The sequence below is a fragment of the Pseudanabaena sp. PCC 6802 genome, assembly GCF_000332175.1.
In the GTDB taxonomy this organism is placed as follows: Bacteria; Cyanobacteriota; Cyanobacteriia; order Pseudanabaenales; family Pseudanabaenaceae; genus PCC-6802.
In genome coordinates, this window is sequence record NZ_KB235914.1 from 69,966 (window position 1) to 85,887 (window position 15,922).

Here is a 15,922-nt window from a genome sequence, read left to right on the forward strand (position 1 = left end):
CGGGCTGAGATCTGATACTTGCAACCTGTTCGACAGCTGATTTCAGCCAGCGCTGCTTGCGATGAATTAGATCTGGAACTCGATCGAGATCGTAACCCACTGGTACTACGACTTCGATCGCGCCCAAGGTGTTTACATTCAGGCTGACATTTTTGGCTCTATGGCTAACGCGAACTGAATAATTTGGTAAAGACATAAGTCAATCGTGTCATATTCCTGGTTGCCCCAATTAAATCTGAAATTCCGCAGGAACTTCTGCCATTGCCATTTGATGCATGACCTTAGCTAGTTCGGCTGCTACTTCGGGGCGAGAAAACTCGGGTGGCGGACATTCGCCGCGGCGGAGCATTTCGCGAACTTTTGTCCCCGATAAGTGAATCCGCTCTTCTGGAAGGCTAGGACTGGTTTTGGTTGTCGCCATGCCTTTGGTACGGGTGCAGTAAAAAGCGTGCTCGAACATGAGCGGTGTAATGCCTAGTTCGCCAGGTTCAAATTCGTCGAAAATATACTGGGCATCGTAGGTGCCGTAGTAGTCGCCCACCCCCGCATGATCGCGCCCTACAATAAAGTGGGTGCAGCCGTAGTTTTTGCGGAGAATGGCGTGGAATATGGCTTCGCGGGGGCCAGCATAACGCATGGCAGCGGGGTTAATTGCCAGGATCACCCGATCCTGGGGATAGTAATGCTCCAGCATGATTTCATAGCAGCGCATCCTGACATCGGCGGGGACATCGTCGCTTTTAGTGGCTCCGACGAGGGGATGAAGAAATAGACCATCGACTATTTCTAGGGCGCATTTCTGGATGTACTCGTGGGCGCGGTGGATGGGGTTGCGGGTTTGGAAGCCCACGATCGTGCGCCAACCTTTTTCGGCGAATAGTTCGCGCGACTCGGCGGGATCGATTTGGTAAGTGGGGAAATTGGGATGGGGGCGGCGTTCCAGCAACCAGATATCTCCGGCCAGGTAGGTATTGCCTTGGGTATAGACCACTTTGACACCTGGGTGGCGGTCTTCGTTAGTGCGATAGACGTGCAGCGCTTCTTTGAGTTTGTCGTAGGTATATTTTTGGCTCAGTTCCAGCACGCCGATGAAGAGGCCGTTGGGGTCGTCGAGCCTGACTAAACTACCAATTTGCAGGGGGGCAGCGATCGCTTCATCCACGGGCAAGGTAATTGGAATTGCCCAGGGTAGCCCGTTAGCCAGTCGCATATTCATTACGACTGACTCGTAGTCCTCTTGATTCATAAATCCGGTGAGGGGACTAAAGCCGCCGATCGCAATGAGTTCGAGGTCGGATAGCGATCGCTCTGTGAGTTGGACTCTGGGCAAGAATTCAGCTTTGCTGAGGAATTCTTGCCGCTGGGCCTCCGATACCAAGCGGTTAACGAGATGTCCACCATGTGGTGCAATTGCTTTAGATGAGCGAACCATAAATTTTTATTAACTAGCTACCTTTTAGTATTTAAACCTAATAAGCGATCGCCAACTCAATTTAGTGCGAGTTTGTTAGTTCGTTCGCTCTAGCCGCTAAGGTAGCTTCTACAATTTCCACTACATTTTGGCTGGTCAGATCTGGACGATTTAAAATTTGTTTGAGTTCTTCTAGGGCTAGATCGTACTCTTTCTCAAATTTTGCCAGTGGCAGGGGAGGTTTGGCATGTTTAGGCGATCTCCCTACCTTGAGAATTGCTTGGCGTACCTGTGCTGTAATTTCTTTAGTAAGTTCAACCTGGGCGCGTTGCCGCAGTAATTGATAACCGCGAGCGCTAGTTGCGTACATGGGTGGTAGTCGATTTAGTGCATAGGCAGCAATTTCTGTCATATCAATCTGGCTGCTTACCTCTGGTGGAACATCACGCATTAAGTGTTGAGCGACCAGGACAACTAACTTTTCTAAAACGTTACTAAAGCCAAGTTGCGCTTTCAAAACGTATGACCCAAGTTCTTCATATTCAATTGCAGTACTGTCAACTGCTTTGATGGCATCCGTCCAACTGGCATCGCGAAGTTGGATCAGTCCCATTCGACGCTTGGATCTTTGTAGGTAGCCCTTAATATCGATTACTGCGCTGCGCTTGCCCCTGCTAAGATGTTTGATACTTTCTTGCAGAGTAGTTTCGTCCTCGATTACAGGTTCTTCCTTTTCTGTCTGCATAACTGCGAGCAAAGCACTGGGAACATCTCGCCAACGTAGTTGCTCTCGCTCTAGAATTTTGCCCAATTTAACTAGAGATCTAGCTTTACAGAACAACTCGTCTTCGGGCAGTGGGGTATGGTCATGTAAAGGATCTCCTATTTGTAAGACCGCGATCGCACGACGCACATTATTAAAGATCTCCTCTTCTAAGTCATTCAGGGCACGATTGTGCTGGTGCGCCCACCCAATTTCAGTGGTGACATATAGGGGTGGCAGGCGATTCAGTGCAAATGCTGCTATTTCGCTAATGCTTATCTGCTGCTTGATGTCTGCACGCAAATTATCAAGTTGCGCAGTTGCATTTTTGACAACTATATCCTCTATGACATTTTTAAAGCCTGACATATACCCACCAACCTCAGTCTAATCAGGTAATTACAGTCTACAATCTGGGCATAAGCATTGTGCAGATGGAAAAGCTCGGAAAAAGCAAGTAGTTTTATAGCTGTATACAGATTCTGATAGTTCAGGAGGGTGTGACGGCTGTGCCCCCACCCAGGGGTTTCCCCCCTGCACCCATTCTGAGCCTGTCAGCTATAGCCATGACCTAGATATGCAAAGTTAATGACAGCTCATCTTTAATTTGTCTGTATCTTACCCAGGCGGGGAACAAATATATCACTTATGGGCGTGGCGCAAAGGGATTGCTAAGATTAGCACGAAAAGGGGTTGCATCTAAGTTAGCAGGCTCCATTGCCCAAGTGCCAGACTCGTTGGAAAATTCAGCTAGTGTCCTTTGCCTGCGATCTTTCAGGACAATACCGTAATTACGATCTATTGCGCTATTACCAAGCCTTTGCATGAACGAGTAGCGCTTTATGTAATCAGCCGCATCCCAAACACTAAGATTGACGACGATCCTCACTACCCGCAGATTAGGATCGATGGTGAGGCCCTCAACTAAACCTTCATCAACTCGCTCGCTCGCCCACCACAGGCTGGGTTGAACTGGCTCTATGGGAACTGTAACTGACTTAACTTGAGCCTGCGCGCCAAAGGCAATTATTGGCGATAGCAATAAGCATACAAATAACCCCAGAGGATATCTGTGCTTCTGCCCCGATTGCCGATCGCTTGTTGTTTCTAAACCTCGATCTATTCCCATAATCGCTTGCCCTCTTGGGTATATAAACGTTGATGCGTATCGCGCAATAGTGTGGGGATATCTAACTTTTCCGGACAGCGGGGTAAACAATCGCCGCAGTCGGTACATTTAATAGCTTTGCTACCTGGAAACCAGTGCCCAGCGTTTTCAAACATTTTATAGCGATATTTGCCAAATTCTTGCATATCGAAGGCGATCGCCATATTCCGCAGTCGCAACACCTCTGGAATATTAATATTTTCAGGACAGGGCAAGCACTCGAAACACTGGGAGCAGCGATCGCTACCCAATCGATCGTACTGACGATCTAGTTTCGCTAGTAGGGATGCTTCCAAGTCGGATAGCGGCTCGTCGCAATCCCAAGCAACTCGATGAGCCTCGAATTCTTGGGGATTGGCCGCACCGAGACTGAGCGTGTGCACGCGCGGATCGGCAAGCAAAAAGCGATCGTTTAGCTGCACGGGCGTGTAGGGATGGCACAGTTGCCGCAGTTTATTTGAGGGGTTGTACAGCATACCGCCTTTATCAGAGGGGGAGATGATAAATACGCCCATATCTTTTGCGTGCGCTAGTTGCACGGCGGGCTGATTGCGCTGGTTGAAATAGTAGTAATGCAGGTTAACAGACTCGAATAGATCGGTATCGATCGCTGCCAGGATTACTTCTAGGGGTCCATGGGTGGAAAAACCGACGTGACGAATAATTTTCCGATCTAAGGCTTCTCGTACAGCTTGCATGCAACCGTTGGGACGCTGCACCATCTCCAGGTGCTCCCAGGTATTGATGCCGTGCAGATCGAAGTTGTCGATGTAGTCCAGATGCATTTTTTGCAGGGACTGCTGGATATACTGGCGCATCGTATCGGCATCCGGCATGGGTGGAATTTTAGTGGTGACATAGAGGCGATCGCGCTGCTCGTGCAATCCAGTCCGAAATGCGGCACCAATAAATTGCTCGCTTTTGCCATATCCCTTAGCGGTTTCAATGTGGTTAATGCCCAGTTCAACAGCCTTGAAAGTGGTAGCGACGGCATTTGACTCCGATTGCAAGTAACGCATGGTGCCAAAGGAAAACACCGACAGGAGCATCTCAGTTTTGCCAAAGCGTCGATAGCGCATAGTTGATTTAACAGTTAATATTTGTAAGCATCATCCAGATTGTCAAATTCCTGAATTATTACCTCTACTTTTATGTTTATGCGCTGGGGTTATGTTTCTACGATCGCTATCCTGGTGGCGATCGCACTGCCTGTAACTAATGTAGCTTGGGGCAAGCCTGATGATTCAAGCATTGCGCAAAAAGCACAAAAACTTGACTGCTCTAAGGCGATAACTCAGCAAGACTTGAACGAATGCGCGGCACGAGACGCTAAAGTTGCGGATCGCAAGCTCAACCAAGTCTATCAAAGGTTAATTGCCAAGCAGAGCGGATCGCAAAAAGCAAAGCTCGTAGAGGCACAGCTAGCCTGGATTAAATTTAGAGATAAAGCCTGCGACTTTGCTTACGGTAGGTCTGGCGGCGGCTCGATCGCTCCTCTCCATTACTCTGGTTGCCTGCGCAGCCTGACCATACAACGCACCAAAGATTTGGAAAGCTATTTGGAAGATTAGCTAGGAATTAGCTTGCAGATAAAAATCAAATCCAAGATTGCGCTATTTTCCAGCTAATTTGGGTAGGCTAATGAAACAAGTCTAGATACGCAAGTCTGGGCAAAAGCAATGCTAGTCATACTTAAATTAGGGGAATTAAAATAAATTAGGGGAATTAAAATGTTCAAGAAAAATCATGTCTTTGCGTCTATTGCACTGCTGGCGCTGAGTACCGTAGCGCTGCCCAATGCTGCTTCAGCAGAACAATGGTATTTCTACGTCCGTAATAATTCGAGTGCTGCCATTAAACAACTTCTGGTTTCTGAAAATGGTAGTAGCTGGGGCTACTTTGACATTGGTTCGGGGGTTGGAGTCGGTGCCCAAGCAAAAATGATTTGGGATAGCTCGACAAACAATCAAGGTTGCAGCCAATTGATTAAAGCTGTATTTAGCGACGGCAGCGAAAGTCAGCCAAGTCGGATCGATTTTTGTAAAAATCTAGACGATCCGATCGTGTTCCAATAAAACCGCTGATACCCACAAGCAACTTTTCAAGAAATAAAATGGGGACTGTCGCTGAAATGGCAGCCCCCATTTTTTGATGCGAGTTGCCAATTCGCACAGATCGCAACCCCGAGCGATTGCTTAAAATTGTGATGCGATCGCTAATTTATTTTGAGAGGAAATATCTATGGCTAATTGGGACACAGACAACGGTAACGGCAAGCGCAAATCTTTTCAGATGCCCGGAGCCAAGCCCCACTACAATCCCGATCGCCCAGGGCAAGTAGAACATATCAGTCTGGATCTCAGCGTCGATATTCCGAATAAAACATTGCGGGGAGTTTGCCAAATTCGCCTGAACCCCGTGCGCAATGGCATTACCGATCTCGAACTCGACGCGGTCAATCTGGAAATTGCATCGGTGCAGGTTGGTAATATCGCCCAGCAATTTGACTACGATGGTGAATGCTTAAAAGTAAAGCTGGCTAAGCCGACGGCGATCGGCGATCGCGTCGCGCTAGAAATTAACTATGCTGCCGTGCAACCGCAACGGGGGATCTATTTTGTCACGCCCACGGAGCATTACCCCAAGAAACCCACGCAAGTATGGACGCAGGGAGAAGATGAGGATTCCCGCTATTGGTTCCCCTGCTTTGACTATCCCGGCCAGCTTGCCACCTCCGAAATTAAAGTGCGCGTGCCCGGTCATCTCATGGCAATTTCCAACGGCGAGCTAGTCAGTACCTCTCAAGATGGTAATGACAAGATTTACCATTGGGTGCAGCGCGAAGTACATCCTAGCTATCTGGTGACCTTAGCGATCGGGGATTTTATCGAGGTCAAAGATAATTGGCGCGGCATCCCTGTTACCTACTATGTCGATCGCTCGCGCACGGCAGCCGAAGCCGTCTTGAGCATGGGCAAAACGCCGCGCATGATCGAGTTTTTCAGCCAGAAATACGGCTACGACTATGCTTTCCCCAAATACGCGCAGGTATGCGTAGCCGACTTTATCTTTGGTGGCATGGAGAATACCTCCACCACATTGCTAACCGATCGCTGCGTTTTAGACGAACGCGCCGCTCTGGACAATCGCGGTACGGAAAGTCTGGTGGCGCACGAACTGGCGCACCAGTGGTTTGGCGATCTGGTTGTAATCAAACATTGGTCCCATGCCTGGGTAAAAGAAGGTGCTGCTACTTACGCTGAGGTGCTGTGGACGGAGCACGAATATGGTGCCGAAGAAGCCGCCTATTATCGCCTGGGCGAAGCGAGTCGCTACTTCACCGAAGATGCCGAGCGCTATCGCCGTCCGATGGTTACCCATGTCTATCGCGAAGCGATCGAGCTATACGATCGCCACATTTACGAAAAGGGCGGCTGCGTCTATCACATGCTGCGCACCGAGTTGGGCGACGACTTGTTTTGGCAATCCATCCATACTTTCGTGCGGCAGAACGCCCACAAAACCGTGGAGACGATTGACTTGATCAGAGCGATCGAGCAAACGACTGGGAGAAACGTTCTCTTTCTTTTCGATCAATATGTCTTCCGGGGCGGACATCCCGAATATAAAGTTGGCTACAGTTGGGATGAGGATAACAAGCTAGCCAAAGTCACGGTCGCGCAAACCCAAGAGGAACTATTCGACCTCAAAATTCCGATCGCTTTCGGATTTGAAGTACAGAACGGACAGCAAGCAGTGACTCAAAAGACATTTACGGTGAGAGTATTTGAGAAAGAACAGGCTTTCTACTTCCCATTGGAGACTAAGCCCAGCTTTATCAGCTTCGATCGCGGCAACAACTATCTCAAACAAGTGACTTTGGAGTATGGACTTGCAGAGTTGAAAGCAGGATTGCAGTTCGATCCCGATCCGCTGGCAAAGATTCAGTGCGCGCAGGCATTGGCAAAGAAAGGCAACCTGGAAGCCGTGAAAGCGCTGGAGAAAGCCCTGCTGGAGGAGTCATTCTGGGGCGTGCGCGTGGAGGTAGCTGACGCTCTCGCTGCGATTAATTTAGATCAAGCCTGTGCCGCTCTGGTTAAGGGATTGGGAGATAAAGATGCCAGGGTGCGCAAGGCGGTAATTAGCGGCCTGAGCAAGTTCAAAACCGAATCCAGCTTGCAAGCGATTAAGCCCTTCGTGCGCAAAGGCGATCCCAGCTATTTAGTGGAGGCAGCCGCTGCTACCAGTATCGGCGAAATTGCTGCCGCGCTGCCTGACTACGAACCGGATAAGGTCATCAAATGGCTGCGCGAAGTTCTCAAAGAGGAGGAAGGATGGAACGAAGTGGTTCGTTCCGGCGCGATCGCGGGTTTAGCCAAGTTAAAAGAATCCGACGAAGCCCTGGATATCGTCATGAAATATACGGCACCCGACGTACCGCAACCGCTGCGTTTGGCATCGATTCGCGCCCTAGGAGCGATGGGTAAGTCTCAGACGAAACCCAAAACCGACAAAATCTTGAACCGCTTGCAGGTATTGGCGAGCGAAACCTTCTTTCTCACCCAAGTTTCCGTCGTCAGTGCTTTGGGACAGGTGGACAGTCCGGCGGCGATTGGGATATTGCAGGCTCTAGCCGATGGCACGCCAGACGGTCGAGTGCGCCGCATGGCGGATGAAGCGATCGCAAAAGTACAGAAAGCGATCGGAGCCGATGCAGGTATCAAGCAATTGCGCGAGGAAATGGATAAGTTAAAGAAAGAGAATCAGGAGTTAAAGAGTCGGTTGGAAGCGATCGAGGCAAAGACGGTTAAGGGCTGACGAGTAATCTTATGCTGCAAGTCCTCGATGGGGAAAGCACTAGCATCAAGTCGATTTGAAGATGCCAGTTAGACAAGCCTCATCGACAAGCGATCGCGGGCAGATCGTTAAATTTACACGACTTGGAAGGTTATTTTGAAAACCTTGCCAAATAAGGGACTTAGAGGATGAGCATTTTAGCCTTTTCAACGAGGATACTGGGTTTCAGCCCTGTAACTGAGTGCTAACCTTCCAAGTCGTGAAATTTACCCTATTCGGTGGAGAACGAGCGATCGCTTGGATAAGCCAGCAATTTGAAATTGCGCCAACCTTCAACCAAAACCTACGGAGAACAGAAAAATGACGAACAGAGAGTTTTATGTTGTGATTGAAAGAGATGAAGATGGAATATATGTTGGTGAAGTCCCCCAACTCAAAGCTTGCTATAGCCAGGGAGAAACTATTGATGAGCTAATGCAAAATATCCGCGAAGTCATTGAAATGTGCCTTGAGGAACTTGAAGAACGATCGACTACTGAATTCATTGGCATTCAGAGGGTGGTGGTCTAGTGGCAAAACTCCCAAACCTAACCGGAGAAGAACTGATTGCTGCACTTCAAAAGATTGGTTTCTATATAGTGAGGCAAAAGGGTAGCCATGTTCGGATGAAGCACGAAGATAATAGAGTTGTCTCTATTCCCGTTCACGTCGGTAAGACAATTGGTAAGGGGCTACTTTTGAAGATTCTTCGAGACAGCGATTTAACTAAAGATGAATTGCTAAATTTGCTAGAATAATCCAACATTTGCTGGAAATTCCCAAAAGCCAGAGTAGAACGTGCGATCGCCCAGATAAACCAACAACTTGCAGCGATCGAGCGTAAATTAATCTCATGGAGGCACAATGTCTGAAATTACCCTCAACCCAGAGCAACTGAAGGAAATTTTAAAAAGTGCGATCGTGGAACGGCTGCACGAGAACCGAGAAGAAGTTTCCGATTTTCTGGCAGAAATTATCGAAGACGTGGCGATGGAACGAGCGAGCGCCGAAGGTGAAACAATCGAAATTTTTAGCCGCGAGCCGATATTTTGCGATCGCTGCAGCAATTTAAAAATTTACCAAAGAGCGATCGCAACTCTTCACCCCAAGCAGAATGACTATAATCTAAAAAAATGCAAACGTTGAAATAAGAGATGAAAGAAATTCGCTTTAGCGAACATGCTCAATTAAAAATGGAGGTTTTAGCGAGTCATGAAATAATCATCGATACAAACTTTGTAATGGAAACGGTGCGATCGCCAGACAAACTGGAAACAGGGGGAAGCGGATAAAACAATCGCACAAAAACGTTTAGACGAAAATTTAGTGCTTCGAGTCATTTATCGAGAATTCAATGCTTTTATTTTAATCGTCACCCTTTATCCTGGCAGGAGGTCTAGATATGAAAAAGATTAGTTATAGCAAAGATGTTGATGCTCTCTTAATTGAACTTTCCAACGAGCCAATTGCCTATGCTGAAGATGAAGGACAAGTGATTTTGCATTATTCTCAAGATGACAAGCTAGTTCTGGTTGAAATCCTGGATTTTCGACGCTTTATGTCAAATGAAACTGTGACTGCATTATTAGCCTCCTGACAAAATTGCTAAAACAGATATAGCGGTTTTCACTTGAGAACGGGTTTTATTTTTGGGGTGAAGGGGTTCCACCCCTTCTTGGGGGCAACGCCCCCAAACCCCCTACTTTTTCTGATCTGAAAACCGCTATATGTAACGACAATAGAAACCGATCGAGCAACGGCAACTGCTTGGATAGATCGGCAACTCGAAGCTTTAGGGTTAAAACTGACATGACTATTGCGGCGATCGATTAGATATTTACCTGGTGACATCGGGGCTGCACAAACTAAAGTCTAGCAGCGCGGACTCCGAGAAAAGCAATGAATAAATCAGGATTTGGCATAACCCAGAACCACTTAAGTTTCAAGAGGATGGCTGCAAGCTCCTGCTCAGGCAAAAATTCACAACAATTAACAAAGTCGCTTTTCGGTTGCAGTTTGCAAGCTGGGATCGCTAACCAATCAACGAAAAAGCGTCACCAGACAATCGCCTGTATATTATTAAAACCCTTACATTACAAGAGATAAGGTTAATTTGTCTTTTGTTTTTATTTTATTAAAATTAAATACACAAAACCAATTAAAGTGATATTAAAGATTTCTAGAGGGGGTTTGAAACCTATGGGGACTTAATAAAAAAATATATTGACTAATTAAGCTGATTTAGAGCCACATATCTTTTGCGATGCTCTTTTAATTGGGTCTGCGATCGTCAATAATGCTGACAAGTGCATATCAAATTTTTTTGACTGTTTTGGATTAATTGGAGAATATAAAGTGAAACTAGCAGTATATGGAAAGGGTGGCATTGGTAAGTCCACCACTAGTTGCAATATCTCGGTTGCTCTAGCCAAGCGTGGCAAAAAGGTTTTACAAATTGGCTGCGATCCAAAACACGACAGTACCTTTACCCTCACTGGTTACCTAATTCCAACGATCATCGACACCCTGGCTGAAAAGGACTATCACTACGAAGATGTGTGGCCGGAAGATGTAATCTACAAAGGATATGGTGGTGTGGATTGCGTCGAAGCAGGCGGGCCGCCAGCAGGGGCAGGTTGCGGCGGCTATGTTGTTGGAGAAACCGTCAAGCTCTTAAAGGAATTAAATGCCTTCGATGAATATGACGTAATTTTGTTTGACGTATTGGGTGACGTAGTTTGCGGTGGATTTGCCGCACCGCTCAACTATGCTGACTACTGCTTGATCGTAACCGACAACGGTTTTGATGCTCTATTCGCTGCCAATCGCATTGCTGCTTCTGTCCGCGAAAAATCTCGCACGCACTCTTTGCGGCTGGCTGGCTTAATTGGCAATCGCACCAGCAAACGCGATCTAATTGATAAGTACATCAACCACGTACCCATGCCAGTTCTGGAAATTTTGCCCCTGATTGAAGATATCCGCGTATCGCGGGTTAAAGGCAAGACTTTGTTTGAAATGGCAGAGACCGATCCGGATCTCAACTACGTTTGCGATTACTATCTCAATATTGCCGATCAGCTATTATCGCTACCTGAAGGCGTAATTCCCAAGGATGCTGCCGATCGCGATCTATTTACCCTACTCTCTGACTTCTACCTCAATCCCACCACTCCCAAGGTAGAAGAATTAGATCTAATGATGGTTTAGGTCGAGAGCATTTGATTGGCGATCGGTTGATGGATTTTTGATGGGCGATTCGGTAGGGGCAGGTTTGGCTAGAGTTCTTTGATTTTCATCAATAAATCTCGCGCAAAACCTGCCCCCTACATTAAATCTACCCCTACATCAATGGATTATTCTCAGAAACAATTTCAGCAACAATTAACTTAAAAAATAGATAAAGACTATGACAATGACTGCTGAACCTCAAGCTTTGAGCTTTGAGTGCGAAACTGGTAACTATCACACCTTTTGTCCGATTAGCTGCGTGGCCTGGCTGTATCAGAAGATTGAAGATAGCTTCTTCTTAGTGATCGGCACTAAGACCTGCGGTTACTTCCTCCAAAACGCTATGGGCGTGATGATTTTTGCCGAACCACGCTATGCTATGGCAGAACTCGAAGAGGGCGATATCTCTGCCCAATTGAACGATTACGAAGAGCTGAAGCGTCTGTGCTTGCAGATTAAGCGCGATCGCAACCCCAGCGTAATTGTCTGGATCGGCACCTGCACTACTGAAATTATCAAGATGGATCTAGAAGGTCTGGCTCCCAAGCTGGAAGCTGAAATTGGCATTCCCATCGTGGTTGCTCGCGCCAACGGATTGGACTATGCCTTTACGCAAGGTGAAGACACCGTGTTGGCCGCAATGGCAGCGCGTTGCCCAGATAAAGCCCCCGAAGAAGAAAAGAAAGAGCGCAATGCCATCACTTCGTTGCTTAACTTCGGTAAGAAAAAAGAAGAAGTAGAAGCAGAAGAGGAAGGCTATGCCAATCATCCACCACTCGTAATGTTTGGTTCGCTCCCAGATCCAGTCGTGACAAATCTCACGATGGAGCTAAAGAAACAGGGAATTAAGGTGTCTGGCTGGTTGCCAGCCAAGCGTTTTACGGAATTGCCTGTAATTGCCGAGGGCTACTACGTTTGCGGCGTGAACCCTTTCCTCAGTCGGACGGCGACCACACTGATGCGCCGCCGCAAGTGCAAGCTAATTGGCGCTCCCTTTCCGATCGGCCCCGATGGAACTCGCGCCTGGATTGAGAAGATCTGTTCGGTGATGGGAGTCACGCCTAAAGGTTTGGCAGAAAGGGAACAACAAATCTGGGAAAGCATGGAAGACTATCTGAAACTGATTCGGGGCAAATCAGTGTTCTTCATGGGCGATAACCTGTTGGAAGTTTCGCTCGCTCGCTTCCTGGTACGCTGCGGCATGACCGTGCAGGAAATTGGGATTCCCTATATGGATCAGCGCTATCAAGCGGCTGAGTTAGAGTTACTAAAGCAAACCTGCATCGACATGGGAGTGCCACTGCCCAAGATTATCGAGAAGCCCGACAACTACAATCAGGTGGAACGCATTTACGAGCTAAATCCCGATCTAGTGATTACGGGTATGGCTCATGCCAATCCCTTAGAAGCGCGTGGCATCAATACCAAGTGGTCGGTGGAATTCACCTTCGCTCAAATGCATGGGTTCTCCAACGCTCGCGACATTTTGGAATTGGTTACTCGTCCGCTGCGCCGCAACGACAATCTCAAAAACCTGGGCTGGGATAAACTCGTGCGCGAGGAAGCTAAAGTCTAGCGTTGCTCGCAAAATAACCCTAAATCATGAGGGCATTCTCAGTGGGGGATGTCCTTTTTTTATTAATGTGGTGAGGAGATTTCGGCAAACAGGAACTATCGCCGCCTATGCACAAGGAGGGTGCCGTTGATGCAAAGTGTCCTCTTTTAAGTGAAAAACGCAATAGCGCAACGGAGCCGTGAGAGTACGTCAAAAAATAGGCAAACCATAGACCGTAGGCGTTAACATAATAATTAAGTAATTTTAACTTCTGTAACCCTTTGCCATGTCTAGCTTTCCTGCTCTCACTGGTGCTGAAATTCGCGATCGCTTCCTCAAGTTCTTTGCCAAGCGCGACCACAAAGTTTTGCCTAGTGCATCTCTAGTACCCGAAGATCCGACGGTGCTGCTGACGATCGCGGGGATGCTACCATTCAAGCCCATATTTCTAGGACAAAAGGAGGCAGAGGTTCCGCGCGCTACCACTTCACAGAAATGCGTGCGTACCAATGACATCGAGAATGTCGGGCGCACGGCGCGGCACCATACCTTTTTTGAAATGCTCGGTAACTTTAGCTTTGGCGATTATTTCAAAAAAGAAGCGATCGCCTGGGGCTGGGAGTTAGTTACTAAGGTTTACAAGTTGCCTAGCGATCGCCTGGTGGTGAGCGTCTTTTACGAAGACGACGATGCCTTTGCCATTTGGCGCGATGTTATTGGCATTCCCGCCCACCGCATTCAGCGCATGGGCGAGGATAACTTCTGGGCATCAGGCCCAACTGGCCCCTGCGGGCCGTGTTCTGAAATCTTCTTTGATTTCAAGCCCGAGGAAGGCGATGACAAGATCGATCTAGAAGACGATTCGCGCTTTCTGGAAATCTACAATCTCGTATTTATGGAATTAAATCGAGATGCTAACGGTCATCTCACACCGCTCAAAAAGCAGAATATCGATACGGGTATGGGCTTAGAGCGCATGGCGCAAGTATTGCAGCGCGTTCCCAATAACTACGAAACCGATCTGATTTTCCCCATCATCAAAACCGCTGCTGATATTGCTGGCATCGACTATCACAAGAGTAATGAGAAAGTTAAAACTTCGCTGAAGGTGATTGGCGATCACGTTCGCGCTGTCGTGCACATGGTTGCCGATGGTATTACTGCCTCGAATGTTGGCAGAGGTTACGTACTGCGTCGCCTCCTGCGGCGGGTCGTGCGGCACGGTCGTCTAATCGGCATCGAACGGGAATTTACCACCGAGGTAGCCGAAACCGCGATCGCTCTATCCGAGGCAATCTATCCTAACGTCCGCGATCGCGAAACTGCGATTAAAGCAGAGTTGCAGCGAGAAGAAAACCGCTTCCTCCAAACCCTGGAACGCGGTGAGAAGTTATTGGCAGAAATCCTGGAGCGCCCTGACACCCAGAGCAGCAAGACGATCGGCGGTCAAGATGCATTTACGCTCTACGACACCTATGGATTTCCATTAGAGCTGACCCAAGAGATAGCCGAAGAGCAAGGTTTAACTGTGGATACCGAGGGCTTTGATGCGGCAATGCTAGAGCAGCAAGAGCGTTCTAAAGAAGCTCACGTCGATATCGATCTGATGACGCAGGTAAATTGGTCAGATCTGGTTAAGGAAGTAGGTAAGACAGAATTTCTGGGCTATACCCACCTCAGCAGCGATGCCCAGATTAAACTGATGCTAGTGAATGGCATCAGGGCTGAGTCTGCCCATCCTGGCGATCGCGTTCGCCTGATTCTGGATCGCACGCCTTTCTATGCCGAATCAGGCGGACAAGTAGGCGATCGCGGGTTTATTTCCAGCGAGAACGCCATTATTCGCGTTGACGACGTGCAAAAAGAGTCGGATTTATTCTTGCACGTCGGGCATGTCGAACGCGGTACGGTTTGTGTTGGCGAGCAGATAAACGCCCAGGTGGGAGTTTCCCAGCGCCGCCGCATCCAGTCTCATCACACAGCAACACATTTGCTGCAAGCGGCACTCAAAAAAATTGTCGATCCTAACGTCTCGCAAGCAGGTTCGTTAGTGGCGGCAGATCGGCTGCGCTTTGACTTCAATCTACCGCGTCCCGTCACCGCCGACGAACTGCAACAGATCGAGGCTCAAATCAACAATTGGATTGCCGAAGCCCATACTTCCCACATTGCCGTGATGCCGATCGCCGAAGCCAAAGCCAAGGGTGCGATCGCCATGTTCGGCGAAAAATACGGCGCAGAGGTGCGCGTAATCGACATCCCAGATGTGTCGATGGAACTATGCGGCGGCACGCACGTTACAAATACGGCGGAAATCGGTTTGTTTAAAATAATGTCTGAAGCTGGAGTTGCTTCTGGTATCAGGCGCATTGAGGCGGTGGCAGGACAGGCCGTACTCGATTACCTGGCAGTGCGCGATAGCGTCACGCGGGATCTAAGCGATCGCTTCAAGGTCAAGCCAGAAGAAATCTCGGATCGCATTACCAACTTACAGAACGATCTAAAAACTGCCCAAAAACAAATCGAGAGCTTGCAGCAGGAACTCGCTTTAACTAAAGCTGAAAGCCTACTAGCCCAGGCAGAACCGATTGGCAAGCATAAAATCCTCGTGGCTCAGCTAGATAATGTCGATGCCGAATCCCTCAAAACCGCTGCTGAAAATCTCCTGGCTAAGATCGGCAGTGGCGGTGTAGTACTCGGCTCCGTTCCCGAATCGGGCAAAGTTAGTTTAGTCGCGGCATTCAGTGGCGAGTTAAACAAGCAGGGCTTGCAGGCCGGAAAGTTTATCGGCGCGATCGCCAAAATCTGCGGTGGTGGCGGCGGCGGTCGTCCCAACCTGGCACAAGCAGGTGGCAAAGAGCCTGATAAACTGCCAGAGGCTTTAAAAGTCGCGCTCGAACAACTAAAAAAAGCCTTAACCAGTTAGGAAATACCAAGATACAGACTCAAGGGTGGGCA

16 protein-coding genes (1 of these 16 running past the window's edge) are annotated in these 15,922 nt (G+C 48.3%); 11 read left to right on the forward strand and 5 right to left on the reverse strand.

Translation table 11 applies throughout. The features are described from left to right. The 5 genes from PSE6802_RS0105560 to PSE6802_RS0105580 form a co-directional block, all read right to left on the reverse strand. On the reverse strand, positions 1-196 hold the beginning of the coding sequence (locus PSE6802_RS0105560) for a M48 family metallopeptidase (RefSeq protein WP_019499060.1). Its footprint begins 518 nt before the window's first position; only the first 196 of its 714 coding nucleotides appear in the window; it begins with the start codon at positions 194-196; its stop codon lies off the left edge, out of view. Between the two features lie 33 nt (positions 197-229). After that, a complete protein-coding gene (gene sat, locus PSE6802_RS0105565) occupies positions 230-1,432 on the reverse strand; it encodes a sulfate adenylyltransferase (RefSeq protein WP_019499061.1) in 1,203 nt (400 codons plus the stop codon). Positions 1,433-1,493: 61 nt separating this feature from the next. Further along, on the reverse strand, positions 1,494-2,543 hold the full coding sequence (locus PSE6802_RS27925; protein ID WP_019499062.1) for a late competence development ComFB family protein: 1,050 nt from the start codon (positions 2,541-2,543) through the stop codon (positions 1,494-1,496). Positions 2,544-2,820: 277 nt separating this feature from the next. Continuing rightward, complete coding sequence (locus PSE6802_RS30820; protein WP_019499063.1) at positions 2,821-3,303, reverse strand: hypothetical protein; 483 nt, start codon at positions 3,301-3,303, stop codon at positions 2,821-2,823. After that, on the reverse strand, positions 3,294-4,421 hold the full coding sequence (locus PSE6802_RS0105580; protein ID WP_019499064.1) for an aldo/keto reductase: 1,128 nt from the start codon (positions 4,419-4,421) through the stop codon (positions 3,294-3,296). Before PSE6802_RS0105580 ends, PSE6802_RS30820 begins: the two co-directional genes overlap by 10 nt. A 72-nt stretch (positions 4,422-4,493) precedes the next feature. Here PSE6802_RS0105580 and PSE6802_RS0105585 point away from each other — a divergent pair, with 72 nt between their 5' ends. The 11 genes from PSE6802_RS0105585 to alaS all read left to right on the forward strand — a co-directional run bounded on the left by PSE6802_RS0105585 (position 4,494) and on the right by alaS (position 15,890). Continuing rightward, on the forward strand, positions 4,494-4,913 hold the full coding sequence (locus PSE6802_RS0105585; RefSeq protein WP_019499065.1) for a lysozyme inhibitor LprI family protein: 420 nt from the start codon (positions 4,494-4,496) through the stop codon (positions 4,911-4,913). A 159-nt stretch (positions 4,914-5,072) separates the two neighbouring features. Next, positions 5,073-5,417 carry a hypothetical protein gene (locus tag PSE6802_RS0105590; RefSeq protein WP_019499066.1) on the forward strand — a complete coding sequence of 115 codons (345 nt, stop codon included), beginning with the start codon at positions 5,073-5,075 and terminating at the stop codon, positions 5,415-5,417. 166 nt (positions 5,418-5,583) lie between these two features. Further along, on the forward strand, positions 5,584-8,160 hold the full coding sequence (locus PSE6802_RS0105595) for a M1 family metallopeptidase (RefSeq protein ID WP_019499067.1): 2,577 nt from the start codon (positions 5,584-5,586) through the stop codon (positions 8,158-8,160). Between the two features lie 339 nt (positions 8,161-8,499). Further along, the gene (locus PSE6802_RS0105600; protein WP_019499068.1) at positions 8,500-8,709 is read left to right on the forward strand and encodes a type II toxin-antitoxin system HicB family antitoxin; all 210 of its coding nucleotides are present in this window, start codon (positions 8,500-8,502) and stop codon (positions 8,707-8,709) included. Further along, a complete protein-coding gene (locus tag PSE6802_RS0105605) occupies positions 8,709-8,936 on the forward strand; it encodes a type II toxin-antitoxin system HicA family toxin (protein ID WP_019499069.1) in 228 nt (75 codons plus the stop codon). The genes PSE6802_RS0105600 and PSE6802_RS0105605 overlap by 1 nt, the downstream gene beginning before the upstream one ends. A 106-nt stretch (positions 8,937-9,042) precedes the next feature. After that, the gene (locus PSE6802_RS27935) at positions 9,043-9,324 is read left to right on the forward strand and encodes a hypothetical protein (protein WP_019499070.1); all 282 of its coding nucleotides are present in this window, start codon (positions 9,043-9,045) and stop codon (positions 9,322-9,324) included. A gap of 8 nt (positions 9,325-9,332) precedes the next feature. Then, positions 9,333-9,470 carry a hypothetical protein gene (locus PSE6802_RS34420; RefSeq protein ID WP_019499071.1) on the forward strand — a complete coding sequence of 46 codons (138 nt, stop codon included), beginning with the start codon at positions 9,333-9,335 and terminating at the stop codon, positions 9,468-9,470. Positions 9,471-9,580: 110 nt separating this feature from the next. Then, a complete protein-coding gene (locus PSE6802_RS0105620; RefSeq protein WP_019499072.1) occupies positions 9,581-9,775 on the forward strand; it encodes a DUF2283 domain-containing protein in 195 nt (64 codons plus the stop codon). Positions 9,776-10,533: 758 nt separating this feature from the next. Continuing rightward, a complete protein-coding gene (gene bchL, locus PSE6802_RS0105625) occupies positions 10,534-11,388 on the forward strand; it encodes a ferredoxin:protochlorophyllide reductase (ATP-dependent) iron-sulfur ATP-binding protein (RefSeq protein WP_019499073.1) in 855 nt (284 codons plus the stop codon). 199 nt (positions 11,389-11,587) lie between these two features. After that, positions 11,588-12,985 (forward strand): ferredoxin:protochlorophyllide reductase (ATP-dependent) subunit N, encoded by a 1,398-nt coding sequence (locus PSE6802_RS0105630; RefSeq protein WP_026103089.1) that lies wholly within the window; start codon positions 11,588-11,590, stop codon positions 12,983-12,985. A gap of 265 nt (positions 12,986-13,250) precedes the next feature. Next, entirely contained in the window at positions 13,251-15,890 is a 2,640-nt protein-coding gene (gene alaS, locus PSE6802_RS0105635; protein ID WP_019499075.1) for an alanine--tRNA ligase, read from the forward strand. Positions 15,891-15,922 lie beyond the last annotated feature (32 nt).